Raw genomic sequence first — 21,889 nt, 5'->3', positions numbered from 1 at the left:
GGGGACGCCGTCCCCCTTCACCCCCTGCCAGGGGCGAACCGCCCCTGGACCGTCGGCAATTGACGATGGTCCAGGGGGGTCTCCCCCCTGGCGGATGGGGTATGGGGAAGGCAGGGCCTTCCCCATGACCACCTTCACCACCCTCCTCATCGCGAACCGCGGCGAGATCGCCTGCCGCATCATCCGTACCGCCCGCGCCATGGGGCTCCGCACCATCGCCGTCTTCAGCGACGCCGATGCGCAGGCGATGCACGTCGCCCTCGCCGATGCCGCCATCCGCCTCGGCCCCGCCCCGGCACGGGAAAGCTACCTCTCCATCCCCGCCCTGATCGCCGCCGCCCGCGCGACGGGCGCGGAAGCCATCCACCCCGGCTACGGCTTCCTCTCGGAAAACGCGGATTTCGCCGAAGCCTGCGCCGAAGCGGGCCTGGTCTTCGTCGGCCCGCCCCCCGCCGCGATCCGCGCCATGGGCAGCAAGGCCGCCGCCAAGGCGCTCATGGACAAGGCCGGCGTCCCCCTCGTCCCCGGCTATCACGGGGCGGACCAGTCGGACGAAACCCTGCGCGCCGAGGCCGCGCGCATCGGCTTCCCCATCCTGGTCAAGGCCAGCGCCGGCGGCGGCGGCAAGGGCATGAAGGTGGCGCCGGACGCCGCCGCCCTGGACGAAGCCCTCTCCCTGGCCCGGGGCGAGGCCCGTGCCGCCTTCGGCGATGACCGCCTGCTGCTCGAACGGTACCTGACAAAGCCGCGCCACATCGAGATCCAGGTCTTCGCCGACAGCCACGGCCACGTCGTCCACCTGCATGAACGCGACTGCTCCATCCAGCGCCGCCACCAGAAGGTGGTGGAGGAAGCCCCCGCCCCGGGCATGACCGCCGAACGCCGCGCCGCCATGGGAAAGGCCGCCTGCGATGCCGCCCGCGCCATCGGCTATGTCGGCGCCGGCACCGTCGAATTCATATCCGAAGGCGACACCTTCGCCTTCATGGAGATGAACACCCGCCTCCAGGTCGAACACCCCGTGACGGAGGCGATCACCGGCCAGGACCTGGTCGAATGGCAACTCCGCGTCGCCATGGGAGAACCGCTCCCCCTGTCCCAGGCCGACATCCCGCTCCACGGCCACGCCATCGAGGTCCGCCTCTACGCCGAGGACCCGACGCGGGATTTCGCCCCCTCCATCGGCACGCTCCGGCACCTGCGCCTGCCGGACCACCTGCCGGGCATCCGCATCGATTCCGGCGTGCGCCAGGGCGATGCCGTGCCCATCCACTACGACCCGATGCTGGCCAAGATCATCGCCAGCGGGCCGGACCGCGCCACCGCGCTCCGCCGCCTGTCCCGCTCGCTGGAATCGGCCGCCGTCGCCGGCATCCGCAGCAACCTGCCGCTGCTGCGCGCCATCGCCGCGCATCCGGCCTTCGCGGCGGCCGATCTCGACACCGGCTTCATCGCCCGCCACGCCGCCACCCTGCTGCCCGAAGCCACCCCCGCCCCCCGCGCCGCCCTGGCCGCCGCCGTGCTCCGCCTGCTGCGGGATGCGGAGGCGCGGGACGAAGCGGACCCCCATTCCCCCTGGGGTGCGGCCAATGCCTGGCGCCTCAACGGCGATGGCTACCAGGATCTTCTTCTGTCGGACGGCGAGGCGGTGGTGATGCTCCGCCTGCATCCCGGGACGCGCATCGACTTCGCCGATGGCAGCGCCGCCCTGGCCGGCCTCCGCTGGGATGGCGATGTGGCGTCCTTCACTCTCGATGGCCGCGCCATCCGCGCCACCGTGGCGCGGGATGGCGACCTGCTGATGGTGGTGCTGGATGGCGCCACGCATGACCTCCGCTTCCTCGACCCCCGCGCCCCCTCGGGCGAGGAACAGGCCGGCGGCGGCCGCATCCTGGCCCCCATGCCCGGGCGCATCCTGCAGGTGCTGGCCGCGCCGGGGGATCGTGTCCCGCGCGGCGCCGTGCTGCTGGTGATGGAGGCGATGAAGGTGCAGATGCGCATCACCGCCCCCATCCCCGGCACCGTGCAGGCACTGCGCTGCCAGGTGGGCGATTTGGTGGAGGACGGCGCCGAACTGGTCGTTGTCGAACCCGATCCTCCCGCTTGACCGGAACCTCCCGCGCCCCGATGCTTAGGCACTGAAGCAATTCCGCCGCGGTCCACGCGGCGGGGAGGGGACGTCCATGACCATCCGCATCACGCGCCGCCTGGCGCTGGCCGCGCTCGCCACGCCCGCCCTGTCCCGCGCCGCCTCCGCGCAATCCGCGCGCAGCACCCGCATCGTCGTGCCCTATCCCCCCGGCGGCACGACGGACCTGACCGCGCGGCTGATCGCCCCCCGCGCGGCGGAACTGCTGGGCCAGAGCTGGGTGATCGAGAACCGCTCCGGCGCCAATGGCGCGGTGGGCGCGGATACGGTGGCCCGCAGCGCGGCGGACGGCACCACCTTCCTCTATTCGAATGAGGTGCTGACCGTGCTGCCCTTCGTGCAGCGCAACGTGCCCTTCGACCTGCAGGCGGATTTCACGCCGATCGCGCGCACCGTCGCCATCCCCTATGTGATCGTCGGCGGCACCGCGCTGGCGCCGCGCAGCCTGGACCAGCTGTTGACGGCCATCCGCACCAGGCCCGATGGCTTCTCCTTCGCCGGCTCCTCGCTCGGCTCCGTCGGCCAACTCGCCACCGCGGCGATCTGGCAGAAGCTGAACGTGACGACGACCTTCGTCAGCTACCGCGGCACGGGCCCGGCGATGAACGACCTCGTCTCCGGTGCCGTCAGCCTGTTCATCGCGCCGCTTGGCCCCTCCATGCCGCTGATCCGGGACGGGCGGCTGCGCGCCTATGGCGTGCTCTCCGCCGTACGGCAGCGGGTGCTGCCTGAGGTGCCGACCATGGTGGAGGCCGGCTTCGCCGACATGGTGCTGGATGGCTGGACCGGCATCTGGGGGCCGAAGGGCCTGGCGGCGGACATCGTCGCCCGCGTGAACGCCCAGGTGAACCAGGCGGCGATGGAGCCCGCGGTGAATGCCCGCATGGCCGATCTCGGCCTGACGCCGCTGGCGGAATCGCCCGACGCCTTCGCCCGCCACATCGCGGCCGAGATCCCGCGCAACCAGGCCCTCGTCGCCGCCGCCCGCATCCAGCCGGAATGAGCCCGCCCATGCTGACCCGCCGCCACCTGCCGGCCCTTGCCGGCCTGCTCACCCTGCCCGGGATCGCCCGCGCCCAGGGAAACTGGCCGGAGCGCCCGATCCGCGTGGTGGTGCCCTTCGGCGCCGGCGGGCCCACCGATGTGGTGGCGCGGCTGCTGGCGGAACCCGTCGGCGCCGCGCTCGGCCAGCCTTTGGTGATCGAGAACCGGGCCGGCGCCGGCGGCAACCTCGGCAGCCGGATCGTCGCCCAGGCGGCGCCGGATGGCTACACCCTGGCGCTCAACGCCTCCTCCCCCCTGGTAATCAACCAGTTCCTCTACCGGGACCTCGGCTACGACCCCGCCACCGCCTTCGCGCCCATCTCGATGCTCACCACGGGCCCGCTGCTGGTCGTGACCAATCCGCGCCTGCCCTTCGCGACCATCGGCGATTTGGTGGCGGAGGCGAAGCGCCGCCCGGGCGCGCTGAACTACGCCACCGCCGGCAACGGCACCGTCCCCCATCTGGCGACCGAGATGTTCCTGCGGGAGGCCGGCATCCAGATGACCAACGTCACCTACCGCCAGACGCCGGATGCCACGCAATCCGTCATGCGCGGCGACACGGCGGTGTTCTTCGACAGCCCGCAATCCATCCAGCATGTCCGCGCCGGCAGCCTGAAGGCGCTGGCCGTCACCACGCCGCGGCGCTTCGGTGCCTTCCCGGAGGTCCCGACCATGGCCGAATCCGGCGGCCCCGCCATCAGCGTGGAAGCCTGGTACGGCTTGCTGGCCCCGGCGGGCACGCCGGCGCCGATCATCGCCCGGCTGCATGATGTCTTCGCCACCGCCCTGAAGCGGCCCGAGGTGGCGTCCCGCATCGCGACGCTGGGCTTCGAGACGGTGGGCAACACCCCCGCCGAATTCGGCCGCTTCCTGGCGGCGGAGCCGCCGAAGTGGCGCGACGTCATCCGCGCCGCCGATGTCCGGCTGGAATGATGGGCGGAAGGCTGGGCCGCGCGCGCGTAACGACCATGTGATTCCCGCCTTGCGCCGCCGCAGGATGGAAAATGTCCTTTCCCATCCGTGGCCTGTTGTCTTGCGTGGTTGCGCATCCCGGGTGTTTTGCGCCTTCCGGTAGAGTGCCAGGATGACGACACCCCCTCCGATGCTGTAATCGGGGGCCTGGGTCGGGTGCCGGGGGCACTGCCGTCGCGACCCCCAGCAGAAGGTGCAGCGCCAGCGTGCCAGAAATCGTCACGCCATCGCGCCCTCCCGATGACAGCGGGTCCTGGTTCTCCCGCCGCCTGCTGTCCCGGCTGACCCTTCTCGCCCCCTTCCTCGCCCTCGCTCCCCTGGCCGCCTTCGGGCTGATGCTGGCGCTGGCGCTGGGGGCGGAGCGGGAGGCCGACCGGCGCGCCGATTTGCAGCGCGCCGCCACCGCGCTTTCCGTGGCGGTGGAGGCCGAATTGCGCGGCGGCATCCGGGTGCTGGAGGCGCTGGCCGGCTCCGCGGGCCTGGCCGCCGGGGATCTCGCCGTCTTCCGGGCGGAAGCGCAGCGCGTCATGGCGCGCGACGCGGCCTGGTTCACCCTCGTCCTGACGGATGGCGAAAGACAGCTGCTGAACCTCCGCTACCCCGCGGAAGCGGTCCTGCCGCCGCTGCGTGACCCGGCCTCGGTCGCCAGCGTGCTGCGCACCGGGCGTGCCTTGCCGAGCGGCCTGCTGGACGGCTTCGTGGCGCTGCGGGTGCCCGTGCGCGTCGAAGGCTCGGTGCGCTTCTCCCTGATGGCGGCGCTGGAGGCCTCGGCCTATGCGCGGGTGCTGGACCAGGCGGACATGCCGCGGGGCTGGTCGGCGATCCTGCTGGATGCGGAAGGGCGGATGATCGCCCGCGCGGCCAGCGGTGCCGCGGCGCCGGAGGATCTGCGCCCGGCCCTGGCGCAGCCCCGCCAGATTCTCTCGCTGGGCTCCCTCACGGCCTATGCCATGCCGGTCGGCGATTCGCGCTGGACGCTGGTGACCGCCGCCACGCCCGACACCTTCGCCGCCACCGTGCTGGGCTGGCTGGTCCTGGCCACCGGCGCCGCCGCGGTGCTGGCCGGCATCGGTGTTGTCGCCCGCATCGCCTCCCGCCACCGGGGGCAGGAGGCGATCCGCAACCGCAGCCAGGCCGAAGCCCTGGCCCGCGCCGCGGAGCAGGACCGCCGCCGCACCGACATGCTGGCGACCGTCAGCCATGAATTGCGCGCGCCGCTGACCGGCCTGCTTGGCTACACGGACCTGCTGGCCAAGGCCGACCTGCCGCCCACCGCCAAGTCATGGGTGGAGCAGCAGCGCCGCGCCGGCCAGGCGCTGCTGGCGCTGATCGGGGATGTGCTGGACTTTGCCCGGCTGGACGAAGGCGCGGTGGAGCTGGAAGAAGCGGATATCGAGATCGCGCAGCTGCTGGAGGATTGCGCCGGGCTGATGCGCAGCGTCGCCCAGCAGAAGGGGCTCGGCCTGCGGGTGCAGCTGGACCCCGGCCTGCCGCGCTGGATGCGGGGCGACCCGATGCGGCTGCGCCAGATCACGACCAACCTCATCAGCAACGCCATCAAGTTCACGGAGCGGGGGGAGATCGTGGTCTCCGCCCGGCTGACCGCCAGGCCGGAACGGATCGAGGTGGCCGTGGTCGATACCGGCATCGGCATCGCGCCGGAGGCCCTGCCCCGGATCTTCGACCGTTTCCGCCAGGAACGCGCCGATACCGCGCGGCGCTTCGGCGGCAGTGGCCTCGGCCTCGCCATCTGCCGGCGGCTGGTGGAGGCGATGGGCGGCGCCATCGGTGCGGAGAGCAGGCAGGGGGAGGGGAGCCGCTTCGTCTTCTGGGTGCCCTTCCGCCCCGGCGCCGCGCCGCTGGCCCCCGCGCATGACGCCGGGCTGCGCATCCTGGTGGCGGAGGATGTGGCCGCGAGCCGCCTGCTGCTGACGGCGGTGCTGGAACGCGCCGGCCATGCCGTGACGGCGACGGAAGACGGACCCGCGGCGCTGGCCGCGCTGCATGGCGCGACCTTCGACCTGGCGGTGCTGGACCTGCACATGCCGGGGCTCGATGGCTTCGGCGTCGCCGCCGCGCTGCGCACCCTGCCCGGCGAACAGGGCCGCGTGCCGCTGATCGCGCTGACGGCCGAACAGCCGGAGGAGGTGGAGCCCGCCTGCCGCGCCGCCGGCTTCGATGCCGTGCTGCGCAAGCCCTTCGAGACGCGCCGCCTGCTGGGCCTGATCGATGCGTTGCGCGGCAGGGCGGCCGATCCACACCCCACGGCGCGCAACGGCGAGACGGCGGAAGACCGCCGTGGCGTGCGGTCAGCCGGGAACGACTGACCGGCTGCGGTCAGCCACGCGGCGTGCGGCGGATGGGCGCGGCCTCGGCCGGGGGTGTGGCGCCGGCGGGGCGGCCGGCATCGAAGCCGAGGAAGCCGATCTCCGGCTGCGGCGCGCCGCCGTTCCCGGCCCATAGCGTGGCCGAGCGCGCCTGCGCCACTGCCGCCGCGGCCGGCGGCGTGTTGAGCGGGGCCGCCTGCCGGACCGGGCGCGGGGCCGCGGGCGGCGCGGCGCCGGGGCGGCCAGCGGCGGCCGGGGAGGGGGCCTGGGTGCCGCTGCGTGTCACGTCGCGGGCGGAAAGCAGGTAGAAGGCGATGTCGTTGCGCCCCTGGTCCACCGCGGCATCCAGCGCCGTCAGCCCCAGCGCATTCCGCGAATCCACATCCGCCCCGCGCGCCACCGCATCCCGCGCCGCGGCGATATCGCCCCGCGCCACCGCATCGAAAAGCGCGGCATTGGGGGAGAGGCTGACGGAGGGATCGCCCGGGATCGGCGCCACCGGCCGGCGTGCCGCGAGGCCCGGCAGGGCGGGTGCGGGGGCCTGCTGGGTGTTGGCGGCCGGTGGCGGCCGGATCATCTCCTGCGCGGCAGCCGGCGGCATGGCCATGAAGGCGCCGCTGGCCAGCAGGGACGGGATCAGCAGGGCGGACAGGCGGGTGTTGCGTCGCATGGGCCCCAACCTACGCACTTCCCCCGGGGCGAGGAAGGGCCCGCTCACCGGCAGCCCTCGCCGCGGGTGGAAAAGCCCTGCACCCGGCCGTCCTGCAATTCGAAGGTGATGTCGCAGCCGATGACCGCATAGCCCGGCGGCTGCGGCCAGGCGCCCAAGCGCGGTCCGAATCGGCCGTAGGAGGGCCCGAAATAGGGAATGGGGGCGGGCGAGGCCACGGCCACGGTCCGGCGCTGCTCGAATTGCAGGAAGCGCCGTCCCTCGGCCTCATGGATGCGCACCGGCACGCCGAGGGCGGCGACGAGGTCGCCCTCACCCTGGCCCATGAAGACCGACAGGCGCTGTTGCAGCGTCGGCCCCTGCGCGCAGGCACCGAGCAGGAGGAGGGCTCCGAGGGCGGCTTTCCGGATCATGCCCGGGATGTAGGGTGCCGCCCGTGCAACGTCACCGCCCCTCCCGCCGCCAGGCCACCAGCGCCAGGCCCAGCACCAGCGGCAGGGCCAGCCATGGCGGCAGCAGGGGCAGGGCGGTGATGCCGGTCACGGTATGGTCGGCGTTGCGGCGCAACCCGATCCAGCCGGGGCCGGGGGAAGCCCCGCCATGCTGGTCCCGCCCCAGCGCCACGCGGCGGAGTTCCGGCACCAGAGGCTGCGCATCGGCGCCGAGCCAGCGCACCGCGCCGCCCGTCGCCTCCGCCAGCGGGCGCAGCCGGGTGTCCTCGGCGCGGAGGTCCGCGACCTCCATCGGGTTCGGGGCTTCGGCCGCGGCGAAGGCGGTGCGGCGGCCATCGGCGGCCTGCCAGACGCCGGCCTGGAGGGCCGCCATCTCCACCACCGCGCGGCCACCGCCCCGTGCTTCGGGGGCGCGGCGGGTGATGCTGCCATCGGGGGCGGTGATGGTGATCTCGGGCGGCGGGCCGGCTTCCAGGCTGCGGCGGACGATCGTCAGGTGGCCCTGGTCGATCCGCGCCGTCAAATCCTCCTCCTCCAGCTCCGGCTCCTTCATCGTCCAGTGCGCGATGCGGCGGAGCAGTTCCTGCTGCGGCCCGCCGCCATCATGGCCGCGGGACCACAGCCAGATGTGATCGGACAGCATCAGGGCGACGCGCCCCTCGCCGACCCGGTCCAGCACCATCAGCGGCGTGCCGTTCGGGCCTTCCATCACGGTGCTGCCGGCCCGCGCATCGGCCCGCATGGCGCGGTACCAGCGGCCCCAGGTGGCGTCCGCCAGGCCGGCGCCCAGCACATTGGCGCCGGGCAGCCCTTCGGTCACGGGATGCCGCGCGCCGGTCTCCGTCACCATCGGCCTGAAGGGCTGTTCGAGCAGCGCGGCCTGCGCCGCACCCGCGCCGGTGGGCGGGCGGGCGGGCAGGATCTGGCCGAGCGGCGTGGAAGCGAGGCTCGTCGGCCCCGCGAATTCAGGCCCGACGGACATCAGCAGCGCCCCGCCGCCGCGCACGTAATCCGCGATGTTGCGCAGATAGACCGGCGGCAGCAGGCCGCGATTGGCGAAGCGGTCGAAGACGATCAGGTCGAATTCCCGCAGCTTGACCTGGAACAGCTCCCGCACCGGGAAGGCGATCAGCGCCAGCTCGTGCAGCGGCGTGAGGTCGTCCTTCTCCGGCGGGCGGAGAATGGTGAAGTGCACCAGGTCGACATTCGGATCGGCCTTCAGCAGCCGCCGCCAGGTCCGCTGCCCCGCATGGGGCTCGCCGGAGACGAGCAGCACCCGCAGCCGGTCCCGCACCCCGTTGATGGAGACGACGGCGCGGTTGTTGATCTCGCTGACCTCCCCGGGCCGGGTTTCGGCGGTGATCTCCACCACGGTCGGCCCGCCGCGCTCGATCGGGACCGCGATGCGGTGTTCGCGCCCGACGGCGACGGATTCGACACGCGGTGGCTGCCCATCGCGCCGGATGGTCAGGCGGGCGGCGCCACCGGGCGGCGCGCCCTGGTCCTCCACCACCACACGCAGTTCGACCGGCCGGCCGACGATGCCGAAGCCCGGCGCCTCCACCACGCGGATGCGGCGATCGACCTCCCCGGGCCGTCCCGGCAGCAGCAGATGAAAGGGGGCGTCCAGCGCGGGGGCGGCCGGGATGTCATGCACCTGGCCATCCGTCAGCGCCATCACGCCGGCCAGCCTGGCGCGGGGGATGTCGGCCAGCGCGCGTTCCATGGCGCCGAACAGCCGCGTGCCCTGGTTGCCGCCCTCCGGCACCTCCACCGTGCGGAGTTCCAGTTCCGGCAGGCGACGCGCGCGGGCCTCGATCGCCTCCCGCGCCGCGGTGATCTGCGCCTCCCGCGGGCCCAGCACGGCGCTGTCGCTGCGGTCCACCACCAGCAAAGCGATGTCGGGCCGCGTCTCCCGCGTCTCCTCCACCAGGCGGGGATTGGCGAGTGCCAGCACGAGCGCGGCGAAGGCCAGGGCGCGTAGCCAGATGCCCGGTGCCGGCGCCCAGCTTGCCGCGCCCGCGCTGTTCCGCACCACGCGCAGCAGCCCCGGCAGCAGCGCCACCAGCGCGAGCCCCGCCAGCGCGGCCAGCAGCCATAGCGGGATGACGGGCGCGAAATCGATGCCAGCCAGCGCCTGCTTCATGGGGTGGTCCCCTTACCCGGCCCGTACCGCTTCAATTCCCCAGCCTTTCCAGGATGGCCGGCACATGCACCTGGTCGCCCTTGTAGTTGCCGGTCAGCGCGTACATCACGAGGTTCGTGCCGAAGCGGTAGGCCAGGGTCCTCTGCCGCGCGCCGCCGGGGATGACGGCGTAGGGATTGTTGCCCCGCGCATCGATCGCCCAGGCGGAGGCCCAGTCATGCCCCCCGATGATGACGGGGCTGACGCTGTCATTCGCCCTGTCCTGTTCCCGCGCCACCCAGACGCTGCCCCCGGTGAAGCGGCCGGGCAGGTCCTGCAGCAGGTAGAAGGCGCGCCGCAGCACATGATCCTCCGCCACCGGCGCCAGCGGCGGGACCGAGAGATCCCGCGTGATCCGCCGGAGCGCCGCGCGCGAACCCGGGGAGAATCCCTCGCCCGATCCCTCATCCCGCGTGTCGAACAGGATGATGCCGCCATTGCGCATGAAGCCGTTCAGCGCGGCGGCGGCGGCGGCGCTCGGCGCGGTGGCATCGCCCAGCACGGGCCAGTACAGCAGCGGGAAGAAGGCCAAATCGTCGCGCCCCGGCGTGACCGGCAGCGGGTCCGCCAGCGCGGCCGCCGTCCGCCGGTTGACGAAATCCGACAGCCCGACCAGCCCCGCGCGGCTCACCTCATCCACCGCCGCATCGCCGGTGACGACGTAGCCGAGCCGCGTGGCCAGCGCCGCATTGCCGTCCTGCGCCATCGCCGGCCCGCCGAGCATAACGCCGAGCAGCACCGCCCCGGCCATCGCCCGGCTGCGCCCGCGCCCGACCAGCCCGCGCAGCAGCAGGGACAGGATCATGTCCACCACCAGCAGCAGCATCGCCGCCGCCAGCAGCCAGGGGCCGAGGTCCCGTTCCGCCGGCACGCCGCCGATGATCGTCGTGGCCGTGCCACTCGGAATGCCCGTCACCACCCGCGGCGCCGGCACGCCCGCGCCCAGGTTCAGCGCGCGGCGATGCGCGGCCTCTCCCCCCGCGCCGCTGCCGTACCAGCCCGGTGGGTGGCGCGGCGACGGCGCCTCGCTCTCGATCCGCGCGGGCGGAATGGGCTGCGCGCCGGGCTGGGGCGGGCCGAGCCGGCCGAAGCCGTCCAGCGTCTCGAAGGGCGGCAGGGGGGCTTCCCCATCGGCGCCGCCAACCCCGGCGGAGAGGGCGACCAGGCGCTTCATCATCTCCACGAACAACCCCGACAGCGGCAGGTTGGACCATTCGGCATTGGCGGTGACGTGGAACATCACGATCCGCCCCGCTCCCCTGTTGTCCCAGGTCACCAGCGGCGTGCCATCCGCCAGCCGCGCCCAGGTATGGCCGGTGAGGCGCGCGGAGGGTTCCGCCAGCACCTGGCGTTCCACCGTCACTTCCGGCGGCGGCATCAGCCCCTGGAAGGGCGAGCCCTCCGGGAAGGCGGCCAGCGTCTGCGGCCGTTCCCAGGACAGGGCGCCGCCCAATTGCCGTTCGCCCGCCCGCAGCGGCACCGGCATCAGCGTGTCCGGCGCCTCCGCCAGCCGCGGCCCGGCGAAGCGCAGCAGCGTGCCGCCGGCCTCGATCCAGCGCGTCAGCTGGTCCCGCTCCCGCCCCTCCGTGATGGGCCGGTCGGCCAGCACCAGCACCGAAAGCCGCCGCGCCAGCAGCGCCTCCACATTGCCGCGGCGCAGCTCCGCATGCGGGGCCAAGGCGCGGTCGAGGTAGAACAGCTCACCGATCAGCGGCACATCCGCCGCCGCTTCCTCCCCGCCCGAGATCAGGCCGACGGGCCTCCGGCGAAAACGTTCATCCAGCAGCACCGTGGCATTGGCGCCCGTGATGCCATCGAGGTCGAGCCGCACCACCTGGTTGCGGATCTCCAGCGGCAGCGGCATGGCGGCCTCGGCCTCCGTCGCCCCGGCCGGGATCGGCACCACGGCGCGGTCCAGCGTCCGGCCATCCCCCGTCCGGGCCAGCACCACGGCTTCCGAGGCGATGGGCAGCGGCGTCGTGCGGACCGTCAGCACCAGGCGGTCTGCCTCGCCGCGCGGCGGCGGCAGCACCCGCGTCGGGCGGCCGTCGGACCGCGCCAGGGTCAGCGTGCCGCCGGCGGCCAGGGCCTCGGCCAGGGCGCCGAAGCCGCGGGCCTCGCCGGCCTCATGCTCCACGCCGTCTGCGACGTAGAAGGTGGCGAAGGGGCCGGCATGCTGCGCGCGCCAGGCGGCCAGGGCCTCCCGCGCGCCGGGCCGGTCCGGCGCCCAGGGCTTGGGGCGCAGGGCGGCGAGGCGCGAGCGCAATTCCTCCGCCGGCATCAGGCCGGTGATGCGCGGGGCCTCGGGCACGGCGGGCGGCGCCGTCAGCAGCAGGGCGGTCCGGCGGCCGGTGCGGGCGGCGGCATCCAGAACGGATTCGGCGGCGGCCAGACGGTCCGGCCAATCCGCGGCCGCGGCCCAGCCATCATCGATGGCAACCAGCAGCGGGCCCTCGCCCCCCTCGCCCGCCGTCGCATTCCACACCGGACGCGCGAGACCCAGGATGATCAACGCCGCCGCGGCCAGCCGCAGCGCCAGCAGCCACCAGGGGGTGCGGGAAGGCGTCTCCTCCGGCGCCGGCAATTCCTGCAACAGGCGCAGCGCCGGGAAGGATTGCCGCCTCGGCGCCGGCGGCGTGACCCGCAGCAGCCACCAGAGAATGGGCAGCAGCGCGAGCGCCGTGAGCAGCCAGGGCGCGGCGAAGGCGATGGGGCCGAGCGTCAGCATGGGGTGGTGCCCGTCCAGCAAAGGAGCGACCCGGGGAGGGCGCTGCCTTCCCCGGACCCCATCCGCCCAAAGGGGAAGACGGGGGGGGGAGACCCCCCTGGACCATCGTCAGTGAAAACCTTCATTGCGGCGCCAGCGCCTGGTGCAGGGCCAGCAGCGCGGCCTCCGGCGGCTGGTCGGTGCGGTGCGTCGCGAAACTCCAGCCGGCGGCGGCGGCGATGGCGGCCAGGCCCGCGCGGTGGCGCGTCAGCCGTTCCAGATAGAGCGCCCGCACCGATTCCACCCGCGGCACCAGCGCGGCGGCCAGGCCCGCGGCCACTTCCTCGAACCGGATGCGCCCGGCATAGGGCAGCGTCTCCTCCGCCGGATCGATCACCTGCAGCAGATGGCCGCGCACACCCTGGGCGGAAAGCGCGCCGACCGCGCGGCGCGTCTCCTCCAGCTTCCCCCAGAAATCGCCGAACAGCACGGCACGGGCATGGCGGGCTATGCGGGGGTCCTCCGGCACCGGCGCCAGGGAGGCCATGGAATCCGCGATCTGCGGCAGCGCGCCCCGGCCGGCGAAGGGGCGGGGCAGGCCGAACAGGCGCACCCTCTCCCCACCCCGCAGCAGTAGCGCCGACAGCGCCAGCAGCAACAGGTCGGCGCGCAACTGCTTGGGCGGCACCTCCGGCCCGCTGCGCCAGGCCATGCCGGCATCCGCGGCGCGCCACAGCGCGACCGTCTGCGCGGCCTCCCACTCCGTCTCCCGGATGAACAGGCGATCGGACTTGCCGGACTGGCGCCAATCGATCCGGCTGGCCTGGTCGCCGGCGACATAGGGGCGGAACTGCCAGAAGGCCTCACCCGGCCCGGCGCGGCGGCGGCCATGGATGCCGGGCATCACCGTCGCCGCCACCCGCTCGGCCTCCACCAGCAGCGGCGGCAGGCGCGCGCCAAGCTGTTCCGCCCAGGGTATCGTCAGGCGGGCGCTGGAAGCCGGGGGGGGCGGGCTAGCCAAGCTGCGCCTTCAGCACATCGAGCACTTCCGGCAGCTTCACCCCATCCGCCCGCGCCGAGAAATTCAGCGCCATGCGATGCCGAAGAACGGGCTCGGCCAGCGCGATCACGTCATCGATGCTGGGGGAAAGCCTGCCCTGCAACACCGCCCGCGCCCGCGTCGCCAGCATCAGCGCCTGGGCGGCGCGGGGGCCGGGGCCATAGGCCAGGTGCTGGCGGATCTGCTCGATCTCCGTCGTCTCGGGCCGGGCGCTGCGGACCAGCTTCAGGATGGCCTCCAGCACCTGTTCCCCCACCGGCAGGCGGCGGATGAGGTGCTGGGCGGCGGCAAGCTCGCTGCCCGTCATCGCCGGCACCGGCTTCGCCTCCTTCGCGCCGGTCGTCGCCAGCAGCATGGCGCGTTCGGCGGCGAGGTCGGGGTAGCCGACATCGATCTCCAGCAGGAAGCGGTCGAGCTGCGCTTCGGGCAGGGGGTAGGTGCCCTCCTGCTCGATCGGGTTCTGGGTGGCGAGCACATGGAAGGGAGCGGGCAGGGGATGGACCTCCCCCGCGATCGCCACCTTGTGCTCCTGCATCGCCTGGAGAAGGGCGGATTGGGTGCGGGGGCTGGCGCGGTTGATCTCATCGGCCATCAGCAGCTGGCAGAAGATCGGGCCCTTGATGAAGCGGAAGTGGCGGCGCCCATGCGCATCCTCCTCCAGCACCTCGGACCCCAATATGTCCGACGGCATGAGGTCCGGCGTGAACTGCACCCGGCGGGCATCAAGGCCAAGCACCGTGCCCAGCGTCTCCACCAGCTTGGTCTTGCCGAGGCCGGGGACGCCCACAAGCAGCACATGCCCGCCCGACAGCAGGGTGATGAGCGTGCGCTCCACCACCGTTTCCTGCCCGAAGATGACGCGCCCGACCCCTTCCCGGACCCGGCCCAGGCGGTCGGCGAGGGATTCGGCCTCCCGGATGAGAGATTCCGCCTCCGCGGCGTCGGCCACTTCCACCATGCGGGTCAGGCTCCCTATATGCGGTGCGTTCGATATGGGGCGAGTATCCACCTCGCCCATCCCCGGCGCCACATCGCAGTGCATCAAAGCGTCACGCTTCGATGCCGGCGGGGGGCGGAGGGGGTCGATACGGGTGTGGCTGGGGAGCCAGGGGCCGAGAGGCCCCCAATGTGACGGGTCAGGTCACGGGGTGCGGAAGCTGTGATGAACGAAGCGCGACGTGACGGGGTGCCCAACGGGGCGCTGAAAAGCGTGCAGGCGACGGAGCGACAGGCACGGCCCATGGCCATGCCCCGCCTCAAGCAAAACTGCGGCGATTTCTCCATGCGGATCGCCAAGGACGGGACCTGGTTCTACCGGGGCAGCCCGATCGGGCGGAAGGAGCTGGTCTGCCTCTTCGCCTCCGTCCTGAAGCGGGAGGAGGATGGCAGCTACTGGCTGGAAACGCCGGTGGAGCGCGGCCGGATCGAGGTGGATGACGCGCCCTTCGTGGCGGTGGAAATGTGGTGGCGCACCTGCGCCGACCCCTTCGCCCCCCTCGGCGCCGCCGCGGCCGAGCCCCGGCAATGCCTGACCTTCCGCACCAACCTCGATGAGATGGTGACCGCGGATGCCGAGCATCCGATTCGCGTGACCATCGACCCGGTATCCCGCGAACCCCGCCCCTACATCACCGTCCGCCCGGGGCTGGAGGCGCGGATCAACCGCGCCGTCTTCTACGAATTGGTGGCCCTGGCGCAGCCGGAGACGGTGGAAGGCCGCGCCGTGATCGGCGTGTGGTCGGAAGGCGTCTTCTTCCCGATCGACGATGCGCCCACCGCGCAGCAGGACGACGAGGACGATACCTACGACCAGGCGGCGGAGTGACCGCCAAGCCTGGCCAGGCTCTCGTCACCCTCCCGAGCCTGCCGAGCCGGGAGGAGATCGCCGCCCGCCTCGCCGATCCCGCCGCGCTGGAACGCGGCCGGGACAGCACCTTCGCGGAGCGGGACATCTTCGTCATCCGCCCCAATGGCCCGGTGGCCGCCGCCGTGCTGATCCCGATCGTCTGGCACGACCATGGGCCGGGCATCCTGCTGACCTTGCGCTCCGACCGCCTCTCCTCCCATGCCGGCCAGGTCGCCTTCCCCGGCGGGCGGATCGAGGCGGGGGAGACGGCGGAGGCCGCGGCGCTGCGGGAGGCGGCGGAGGAGGTGGGCCTCGACCCCCGCCTGCCGCGGATCGTGGGATCGCTGCCGGAACACCTGACGGGCACGGGCTATCGCGTCACGCCCGTGGTCGCCTTCCTCGACCCGCCGCTGTCCCTGTCACCGGAACCCGGGGAGGTGCAGGCGATCTTCGAACTGCCCCTCGCCACCGTGCTCGATCCCGCCGCGCCGGCGCTGAAATCGCGGGAGGTGCGCGGGAAGATGCGGGACTACTGGGTCTGGCCCCATGACACCCACCTGATCTGGGGCGCCACCGCGGCCATGCTGATGGGCCTGGCGCGGGTGCTGAGGGGCTGAGGCGGGCGCCGCAGGTTCCGCCACGGGATGAAGCCCGCGGTCAGCACATGGGCGCGGGCCTGCGGCCATTGCGCGGCGGCGAGGGTCCGGGCGAGGGCGGGCGGGAGCGGCTTCATCGGCATCGGGCACCTTCCAGGTCGTGCCGGGAAGGCTAGGATCGGCGCCGGGACTGGGTCGAAGAGACGCTTCCTCTCGCCGCCATCGGCAACGCCTTTAGGAATGATCCGGTCATGATGGCGGTCGCCGACATCCTGCTGATGCTGCTGCCGCTGGGCCTGTTCCTGGCCTGGCGCAGGCTGCGGCCGCGCGCCGCCACCGGGCCCTCGCCGGGCCTGGTGCTGGCGCTGGCGCTGGGTGCGGCGATCGGCATCGGGGCGGCGATCTGGTTCGGCAAGGAAGGCGCGATGGGGCGTGGCGAGGCCTATGTCCCCGCCACCCTGTCCCCGGACGGCACCATTACCCCCGGCCATGGGGAGCCGCGCCGGTGACCGACGCGCCGCATGGCCGCATCCCGCCGCCCGGCTTCCTGGCGGAACCCGCCCCCGCCGCCGTGCTGGCCGCCCTGCCGGGCAGCCGGGCCGTCGGCGGCTGCGTGCGGGATGCGCTGGCGGGCGTCGCGGTGCATGACGTGGATGTCGCCGCCCCCCTGCCGCCGGAGGCCATCGCCGAACGGCTGAAGGCGGCGGGCCTCAAGGTGTTCGAGACCGGGCTCGCCCATGGCACCGTCACCGCCGTGCTGGCCGGGCAGCCGGTGGAGGTGACGGCGCTGCGCCGCGATGTCGCGACCGATGGCCGCCATGCGGAGGTCGCCTGGACCACCGACTGGGCGGAGGATGCCGCGCGGCGGGACTTCACCATCAACGCCATGTCCTGCGACGGCGAAGGGCGGCTCTGGGATTACTTCGGCGGCCGGGCGGATTTGGCGGCGGGGCGGGTGCGCTTCGTCGGCGATGCCGCGACGCGCCTGGCGGAAGACTATCTCCGCGCGCTCCGCTTCTTCCGCTTCTGGGCGCGGTATGGGCGCGGGGAGCCGGATGCGGAAGCCGTGGCGGCGATTCGCGGTGCGGTGGAGGGCCTGGCCCGGCGCATCGCGGTCGAGCGCATATGGATGGAACTCAAGCGGTTGCTGGAGGCCGCGGACCCCGTCGGCGCGCTGCTGCTGATGGAGGAAACCGGCATCCGCGCCGCCGCGCTGCCGGAGGGCGCCTCGCCCGCCACGCTCGCCGCCGGCCTGGCGCGCGGCCTGCCGCGGGACCCGGTGCTGCGCCTGGCGGTGCTGGTGCCGGAAGGCGCCGCGGACCAGCGCCTGCCATCCCGGCTCCGCTGGTCGCGGGATGAGGCGGGGCAATATGCGGCGGCGCGCGCGACCGGCCGCGTGCGGGGCTTGCTGGATGATGCCGCCCTGCGCCGCCTGCTGGCGGATGTCCCCCTCGCGCGGCTCACGGATGCGACCTGGGTGGCGGAGTCGCGTGGCGAATCGGGGGATTGGCCGGGGCTGCGCGCGCGACTCGGGGCGATGCCCGTGCCGGTCTTCCCGCTGCGGGGGCAGGATGCGCTGGACCTCGGCCATCGGCCGGATGCGCGGATCGGGCAGGCGATGAAGGCGGTGCGGGGCTGGTGGATCGAGGGCGGGTGCCTCGCGGACCGGGCGGCCTGCCTGGCGCGGTTCTCGGCCCTGCTGGAAGGGTCCGGGGCGGCGGACGGGCCCACCGCCCCGGGAAGGAAAAACCCGGGGTCCTGACTCCCTGGGCCTCACCGGAACGAATGAAGAACTAGCATCGGCCAGTCTGGGATGCAAGTCTTGACGGGCGCGCCGACATGGCCCTCGACGCGCGCTTGGACTACACGGCGCGCATGGCCCGACCTGCCTTCGATGCTGCCTCCCTGCCGCTCGTCCGGCGCCTCTGGCGCGACTACATCCGCCGCTATCCCGGCGGGGTGGCGATCGCCATCGCCTGCACGCTGGGCGTGGCGGGGACGACGGCGCTCTATCCGCTGATCATCCAGCAGGCCTTCAACCTGTTCGCGGAGGGCGATCCCCGCGTCGTCTGGGCGCTCCCGCCCGTGATCATCGCCGTCACCCTGGCCCGGGCGCTGACCATGTATGGCCAGTCCGTCGCCATGCAGAAGGTGGTGCTGAGCGTCATCACGGATCTGCAGCGCGACCTGTTCCGCGCGCTGACGCGCGCCGATCTTTCCGCCGTGGCGCGGGATGCCCCGGCCCGCCACGCCGCGCGCTTCACCACCGATGCGGCGCTGATCCGGGAGGCCCTGTCCAAGGCCATCAGCGGCATCGCGGATGTGCTGACGGTGGTGGGGCTGGTGGGGTCCATGCTGTGGATGGATTGGAAGATGGCGCTGCTGGCCTCCCTTCTCTATCCCATCGCCATCGTGCCGATCCTGCGCATCGGCAAGCGCATCCGCCGCGCCTCGGCCGGCATGCAGGACCGGGTGGGGGAGACCGCGTCGCTGCTGGTGGAAAGCTTCGGCGCCGCCCGCGTGGTGCGCAGCTACCGGCTGGAGGCGCAGGAGGAAGCGCGCGCGGAGGCCGCCTTCCTGCGGTTGCGGGACAGCCAGCTCGCCATCCAGCGCACCCGCGCCAGGCTGGACCCGGTGCTGGAGGCACTGGGCGGCTTCGCGGTCGCGCTGGTGCTGGGCTTTGTCGGCTGGCGGGTCTCGACGGGGCTTGGCACCATCGGCGACTTCACGGGCTTCGTGGCCGCGCTGCTCATCGCCGCCCGGCCGGCCCGCGCTTTGGGCAGCCTGAACGCGGCCTTGCAGGAAGGGCTCGCCGGCCTGTCCCGCACCTTCGCGAGTGTGGATGAGCGTCCGCGCATCCTCGATGCCGCCGATGCCAAGGCTCTGCCGCCGGGCGAGGGCAGCGTGGCGTTCGAGGGCGTGGGCTTCGCCTATGAGGGCGTGCCCGATGCCGCGCTGCGGGGGCTGAACTTCACCGCCGCACCCGGGCGCACCGTGGCGCTGGTCGGGCCCTCGGGCGCGGGCAAATCCACCGCGCTGGCGCTGGTGCCGCGGCTCTATGAGGTGACGGAGGGCGCGATCCGCATCGATGGCGCCGATATCCGCGGCGTGACGATGGCAAGCCTGCGCGACGCCATCGCCTATGTCGGCCAGGACGCCGTGCTGTTCGACGACACCGCCTTCGCCAACATCGCCTGCGGCCGGCCGGGCGCCACCGTGGCCGAGGTGGAGGAGGCGGCCCGCGCCGCCGCGGCGCATGATTTCCTCGCATCGCTGCCACAGGGGTACCAGACCCAGCTCGGCACCGGCGGTGGGCGGCTGTCCGGCGGGCAGCGGCAGCGCGTCAGCCTGGCCCGCGCGCTGCTCCGTAATCCCCGCGTCCTGCTGCTGGATGAGGCGACGAGCGCGCTGGATGCGGAGAACGAGGCGCTGGTGCAGCAGGCGCTGGAACGCCTCCGCGCCGGGCGCACCACGCTGGTGATCGCGCATCGCCTGTCCACCGTGCGGGACGCCGACCTGATCGTGGTGATGGAGGCGGGGCGCGCCGTGGAACAGGGAACCCATGCCGAGTTGATGGCTCAGGACGGGCTCTATGCCCGGCTTGTGCGAACCCAGGCCTTCTCCGCATGACGCGGTCGAAGGCCGAGGCGGAGGCGCTGCCGGACCCGGATGCGATCCATCCCATCCCCAACAAGCCGCGCATCGTCTTCCTGAAGCCGCTGCTCGACAGCTTGGCGGAGATCCGCAACGTCGAAGTGGGCGCCTTCACCTATTACGACGACCCGCTGCACGCCCGGGACTTCTTCCGGCGCAACCTGCTCTACAATTTCGGGGCCTCCGGCGCCCGGCTCCGGATCGGGCGCTTCGGCGCCATCGCGACGGCGGTGCGCTTCATGTTCCCCGACGCGATGCATGCGATGGAGGGGCCCTCCACCTACCCCTTCGGCATCCTGGGCGGCGGCTTCCTGGGCGCGCTGCCCTTCGCCGACTACCCCTTCAAGCCCGGGCGGGACACGGTGGTGGGCCATGATGTGTGGATCGGGCTGGAGGCGCTGGTGATGCCCGGCGTGCGAATCGGCCATGGCGCGGTGATCGGCGCGCGATCCGTCGTGGCCTCCGACGTGCCGGACTACGCCGTGGTGGCGGGCAATCCGGCGCGGGTGGTGCGGCGCCGCTACAGCGAGGAGGAGGCCGCGCGGCTGGTGGCGATCGGCTGGTGGGACTGGCCGGTGGCGCGGGTCGCCCGCGCCATCCCGCTGCTGGTGAAGGGCGGCGTCGCGGCGCTGGAAGACTTCGCCGCGCGCCAGCCGTGACATTTTAGTCGCTAAGGGCGTTTAGCCCTTTTAGTCCTTTTAGCACCGATTCAGCGGTGTTTTCTCCGATGAATCAGGCAAAGGTCTACCTGACCACCGTCACCGCGCGGCGGTTCTGCGCCCAGGCCGCCTGGTTGGAGCCGAGCTCGACCGGTCGGTCCTTGCCGTAGGAGATGGTCTGGATCCGCGTGCTGGCCACGCCATTGGCCACCAGCAGGTCCCGCGCCGCATTGGCGCGGCGCTGGCCGAGCGCCAAATTGTATTCGCGCGTGCCGCGTTCGTCGGCATGGCCCTCCACCGTCACCTGAACCTGGCGGTGGCGGTTCATCCACTCCGCCTGGCGGGACAGGATGGGGCGCTGGTCGGCGCCCACCTGCACCGAATCGGTGGCGAACAGAACGCGGTCCCCGATGCTGCCGGCCAGTTCCTCCTGCGAACCCGGGCGGAAATTGCCGCTGCCGGGGCCGCCCAGCGGCGACTGCCCGATGCCGCCCGCGCCACCCGCCCCGCCCGCGCCACCGCGGCCGGCCGCGGCCGCATCGGTGTCCGAGCTGGACGAACAGGCGGCGAGGCCGAGGGCCAGGCCGAGCACGGCGAGGGAGGCGAGCTTCATGGTGGGCAACTCCGCGTGTGGCGTTTCCCTGTGATCCCAGAGCGCGAGGGGCGCTTCAAGGGGTGCGGCGGGTCATTCCGCGCGGCCGCCAGGACGAAAGGACTATATTCCTTGGCCCGGCCGACCGCAAGCCTATTCGCGCTTCAGCACCCCATCCACCAGCCGGTCCGCCCAGGCCTTCGACCGGAAGCGGGCGCGGAGATCGGCCTCGTCATAGTCATCCCGCAGCCAGTCGAGAAAGGGTTTCGGGCCGTGGGTGGCCTGGTGGGCGGCGTAGTCCCGGAAGAAGGCGTCGAGGATGCCGGTGCGGCTGGCGGCGATGTGGCCGAAGCGCCAGTGCAACTGGCCCAGTGCTTCTTCCACCTTATGCCCATTCAGGATGAGCCAGATGCCGGCGACCAGGCCGGTGCGGTCGGCGCCCGACTTGCAGTGGATGAGCAGGGGTTCGGGCAGGGTGGGCAGCAGTTCCGCCAGCCGCAGGATGCGGTCCTTGTGGGGGGCGCCGCGGCTTTCGAAGGGCGCATCGGCATGGATCAGGCCGAGTTCGCCCGCCCTGGCCCGGCCCAGCGCGTCCGACCCGCAATCCTGCCGGTGGCCGCGCAGGTTCAGGACCGATTTCAGCCCGAATCGCCGCTGCGCCGTCGCCAATTGCCAGGGGAGGGGGTGGTTGGAGCGGTAGAGGCGGCCGCGCGCGACCTCCCCCCAATTGCGCCAGGAGATGCGCAGGACCGCGTGGTCCACGAGGAGGGAGTTGAGCCAGGCGCGCTGCCGGCCGGCGGGGGAGGAGAGGTCCACGGGTGGGATATGGCGGCTCGGCGTGCTGATGGCCAGCAGCGGGGCGCCGCCCCCCCCTGCACCGACCTGCCCAGCAGGGGGGCGCCGCCCCCCTGCACCGACCCTCCCAGCAGGGGGGCGCCCCCCCCAGCACCCCCCGCCCGGGGGGCCCCCCCCC

At 73.1% G+C, this 21,889-nt stretch carries 18 protein-coding genes; 10 read left to right on the top strand and 8 right to left on the bottom strand.

Features of this window, described 5'->3' with window-relative positions; translation table 11 throughout:
* The first annotated feature begins 124 nt into the window (after positions 1 to 124).
* From ACTIE5_RS20710 to ACTIE5_RS20695, 4 genes are all read left to right on the top strand, one after another.
* The gene (locus tag ACTIE5_RS20710) at positions 125 to 2,107 is read left to right on the top strand and encodes an acetyl/propionyl/methylcrotonyl-CoA carboxylase subunit alpha (RefSeq protein WP_439551620.1); all 1,983 of its coding nucleotides are present in this window, start codon (positions 125 to 127) and stop codon (positions 2,105 to 2,107) included.
* A 76-nt stretch (positions 2,108 to 2,183) separates the two neighbouring features.
* Positions 2,184 to 3,152 (top strand): Bug family tripartite tricarboxylate transporter substrate binding protein, encoded by a 969-nt coding sequence (locus tag ACTIE5_RS20705; protein WP_439551619.1) that lies wholly within the window; start codon positions 2,184 to 2,186, stop codon positions 3,150 to 3,152.
* Between the two features lie 8 nt (positions 3,153 to 3,160).
* Positions 3,161 to 4,129 carry a Bug family tripartite tricarboxylate transporter substrate binding protein gene (locus tag ACTIE5_RS20700; RefSeq protein ID WP_439551618.1) on the top strand — a complete coding sequence of 323 codons (969 nt, stop codon included), beginning with the start codon at positions 3,161 to 3,163 and terminating at the stop codon, positions 4,127 to 4,129.
* A gap of 245 nt (positions 4,130 to 4,374) precedes the next feature.
* Positions 4,375 to 6,495 carry an ATP-binding response regulator gene (locus ACTIE5_RS20695; protein ID WP_439551617.1) on the top strand — a complete coding sequence of 707 codons (2,121 nt, stop codon included), beginning with the start codon at positions 4,375 to 4,377 and terminating at the stop codon, positions 6,493 to 6,495.
* A gap of 10 nt (positions 6,496 to 6,505) precedes the next feature.
* Here ACTIE5_RS20695 and ACTIE5_RS20690 read toward each other — a convergent pair whose 3' ends face one another.
* The 6 genes from ACTIE5_RS20690 to ACTIE5_RS20665 all read right to left on the bottom strand — a co-directional run bounded on the left by ACTIE5_RS20690 (position 6,506) and on the right by ACTIE5_RS20665 (position 14,527).
* Positions 6,506 to 7,165, bottom strand: coding sequence for an ankyrin repeat domain-containing protein (locus ACTIE5_RS20690; RefSeq protein WP_439551616.1), 660 nt, complete (start codon positions 7,163 to 7,165; stop codon positions 6,506 to 6,508).
* 44 nt (positions 7,166 to 7,209) lie between these two features.
* The gene (locus tag ACTIE5_RS20685) at positions 7,210 to 7,578 is read right to left on the bottom strand and encodes a hypothetical protein (RefSeq protein ID WP_439551615.1); all 369 of its coding nucleotides are present in this window, start codon (positions 7,576 to 7,578) and stop codon (positions 7,210 to 7,212) included.
* Between the two features lie 31 nt (positions 7,579 to 7,609).
* Positions 7,610 to 9,763: a hypothetical protein gene (locus ACTIE5_RS20680; protein ID WP_439551614.1), complete on the bottom strand. Its 2,154-nt coding sequence runs from the start codon at positions 9,761 to 9,763 to the stop codon at positions 7,610 to 7,612.
* Between the two features lie 31 nt (positions 9,764 to 9,794).
* The gene (locus ACTIE5_RS20675; protein ID WP_439551613.1) at positions 9,795 to 12,530 is read right to left on the bottom strand and encodes a DUF4159 domain-containing protein; all 2,736 of its coding nucleotides are present in this window, start codon (positions 12,528 to 12,530) and stop codon (positions 9,795 to 9,797) included.
* A 121-nt stretch (positions 12,531 to 12,651) separates the two neighbouring features.
* Entirely contained in the window at positions 12,652 to 13,530 is an 879-nt protein-coding gene (locus tag ACTIE5_RS20670) for a DUF58 domain-containing protein (RefSeq protein ID WP_439551612.1), read from the bottom strand.
* The gene (locus ACTIE5_RS20665; protein ID WP_439551611.1) at positions 13,523 to 14,527 is read right to left on the bottom strand and encodes an AAA family ATPase; all 1,005 of its coding nucleotides are present in this window, start codon (positions 14,525 to 14,527) and stop codon (positions 13,523 to 13,525) included. Before ACTIE5_RS20665 ends, ACTIE5_RS20670 begins: the two co-directional genes overlap by 8 nt.
* Before the next feature lie 204 nt (positions 14,528 to 14,731).
* Here ACTIE5_RS20665 and ACTIE5_RS20660 point away from each other — a divergent pair, with 204 nt between their 5' ends.
* The 6 genes from ACTIE5_RS20660 (at position 14,732) to ACTIE5_RS20635 (ending at position 20,324) form a co-directional block, all read left to right on the top strand.
* Positions 14,732 to 15,394, top strand: coding sequence for a DUF1285 domain-containing protein (locus ACTIE5_RS20660; protein ID WP_439551610.1), 663 nt, complete (start codon positions 14,732 to 14,734; stop codon positions 15,392 to 15,394).
* On the top strand, positions 15,391 to 16,032 hold the full coding sequence (locus tag ACTIE5_RS20655) for a CoA pyrophosphatase (RefSeq protein ID WP_439551609.1): 642 nt from the start codon (positions 15,391 to 15,393) through the stop codon (positions 16,030 to 16,032). The genes ACTIE5_RS20660 and ACTIE5_RS20655 overlap by 4 nt, the downstream gene beginning before the upstream one ends.
* Before the next feature lie 230 nt (positions 16,033 to 16,262).
* Positions 16,263 to 16,520: a hypothetical protein gene (locus tag ACTIE5_RS20650; protein WP_439551608.1), complete on the top strand. Its 258-nt coding sequence runs from the start codon at positions 16,263 to 16,265 to the stop codon at positions 16,518 to 16,520.
* Positions 16,517 to 17,773 (top strand): CCA tRNA nucleotidyltransferase, encoded by a 1,257-nt coding sequence (locus ACTIE5_RS20645; protein ID WP_439551607.1) that lies wholly within the window; start codon positions 16,517 to 16,519, stop codon positions 17,771 to 17,773. Before ACTIE5_RS20650 ends, ACTIE5_RS20645 begins: the two co-directional genes overlap by 4 nt.
* 77 nt (positions 17,774 to 17,850) lie before the next feature.
* Positions 17,851 to 19,641, top strand: coding sequence for an ABC transporter ATP-binding protein (locus ACTIE5_RS20640; protein WP_439551606.1), 1,791 nt, complete (start codon positions 17,851 to 17,853; stop codon positions 19,639 to 19,641).
* Positions 19,638 to 20,324: a CatB-related O-acetyltransferase gene (locus ACTIE5_RS20635; protein ID WP_439551605.1), complete on the top strand. Its 687-nt coding sequence runs from the start codon at positions 19,638 to 19,640 to the stop codon at positions 20,322 to 20,324. Before ACTIE5_RS20640 ends, ACTIE5_RS20635 begins: the two co-directional genes overlap by 4 nt.
* A gap of 85 nt (positions 20,325 to 20,409) precedes the next feature.
* Here ACTIE5_RS20635 and pal read toward each other — a convergent pair whose 3' ends face one another.
* Both pal and ACTIE5_RS20625 read right to left on the bottom strand, forming a co-directional pair.
* The gene (gene pal, locus ACTIE5_RS20630) at positions 20,410 to 20,937 is read right to left on the bottom strand and encodes a peptidoglycan-associated lipoprotein Pal (RefSeq protein WP_439551604.1); all 528 of its coding nucleotides are present in this window, start codon (positions 20,935 to 20,937) and stop codon (positions 20,410 to 20,412) included.
* A gap of 132 nt (positions 20,938 to 21,069) precedes the next feature.
* Positions 21,070 to 21,732, bottom strand: coding sequence for a tyrosine-protein phosphatase (locus ACTIE5_RS20625; protein ID WP_439551603.1), 663 nt, complete (start codon positions 21,730 to 21,732; stop codon positions 21,070 to 21,072).
* Positions 21,733 to 21,889 lie beyond the last annotated feature (157 nt).

The sequence above is a fragment of the Falsiroseomonas sp. genome (assembly GCF_051859025.1).
GTDB lineage: Bacteria > Pseudomonadota > Alphaproteobacteria > Acetobacterales > Acetobacteraceae > Falsiroseomonas.
This window is presented reverse-complemented; position numbering and strand designations above follow the sequence as displayed.

Coding starts and splice junctions, on each gene's coding strand:
- ACTIE5_RS20710 (WP_439551620.1), top strand. CDS start 125: ATGACCACCTTCACCACCCTCCTCATCGCGAACCGCGGCGAGATCGCC.
- ACTIE5_RS20705 (WP_439551619.1), top strand. CDS start 2,184: ATGACCATCCGCATCACGCGCCGCCTGGCGCTGGCCGCGCTCGCCACG.
- ACTIE5_RS20700 (WP_439551618.1), top strand. CDS start 3,161: ATGCTGACCCGCCGCCACCTGCCGGCCCTTGCCGGCCTGCTCACCCTG.
- ACTIE5_RS20690 (WP_439551616.1), bottom strand. CDS start 7,165: ATGCGACGCAACACCCGCCTGTCCGCCCTGCTGATCCCGTCCCTGCTG.
- ACTIE5_RS20685 (WP_439551615.1), bottom strand. CDS start 7,578: ATGATCCGGAAAGCCGCCCTCGGAGCCCTCCTCCTGCTCGGTGCCTGC.
- ACTIE5_RS20680 (WP_439551614.1), bottom strand. CDS start 9,763: ATGAAGCAGGCGCTGGCTGGCATCGATTTCGCGCCCGTCATCCCGCTA.
- ACTIE5_RS20675 (WP_439551613.1), bottom strand. CDS start 12,530: ATGCTGACGCTCGGCCCCATCGCCTTCGCCGCGCCCTGGCTGCTCACG.
- ACTIE5_RS20665 (WP_439551611.1), bottom strand. CDS start 14,527: ATGGTGGAAGTGGCCGACGCCGCGGAGGCGGAATCTCTCATCCGGGAG.
- ACTIE5_RS20660 (WP_439551610.1), top strand. CDS start 14,732: ATGAACGAAGCGCGACGTGACGGGGTGCCCAACGGGGCGCTGAAAAGC.
- ACTIE5_RS20650 (WP_439551608.1), top strand. CDS start 16,263: ATGATGGCGGTCGCCGACATCCTGCTGATGCTGCTGCCGCTGGGCCTG.
- ACTIE5_RS20640 (WP_439551606.1), top strand. CDS start 17,851: ATGGCCCTCGACGCGCGCTTGGACTACACGGCGCGCATGGCCCGACCT.
- ACTIE5_RS20635 (WP_439551605.1), top strand. CDS start 19,638: ATGACGCGGTCGAAGGCCGAGGCGGAGGCGCTGCCGGACCCGGATGCG.
- pal (WP_439551604.1), bottom strand. CDS start 20,937: ATGAAGCTCGCCTCCCTCGCCGTGCTCGGCCTGGCCCTCGGCCTCGCC.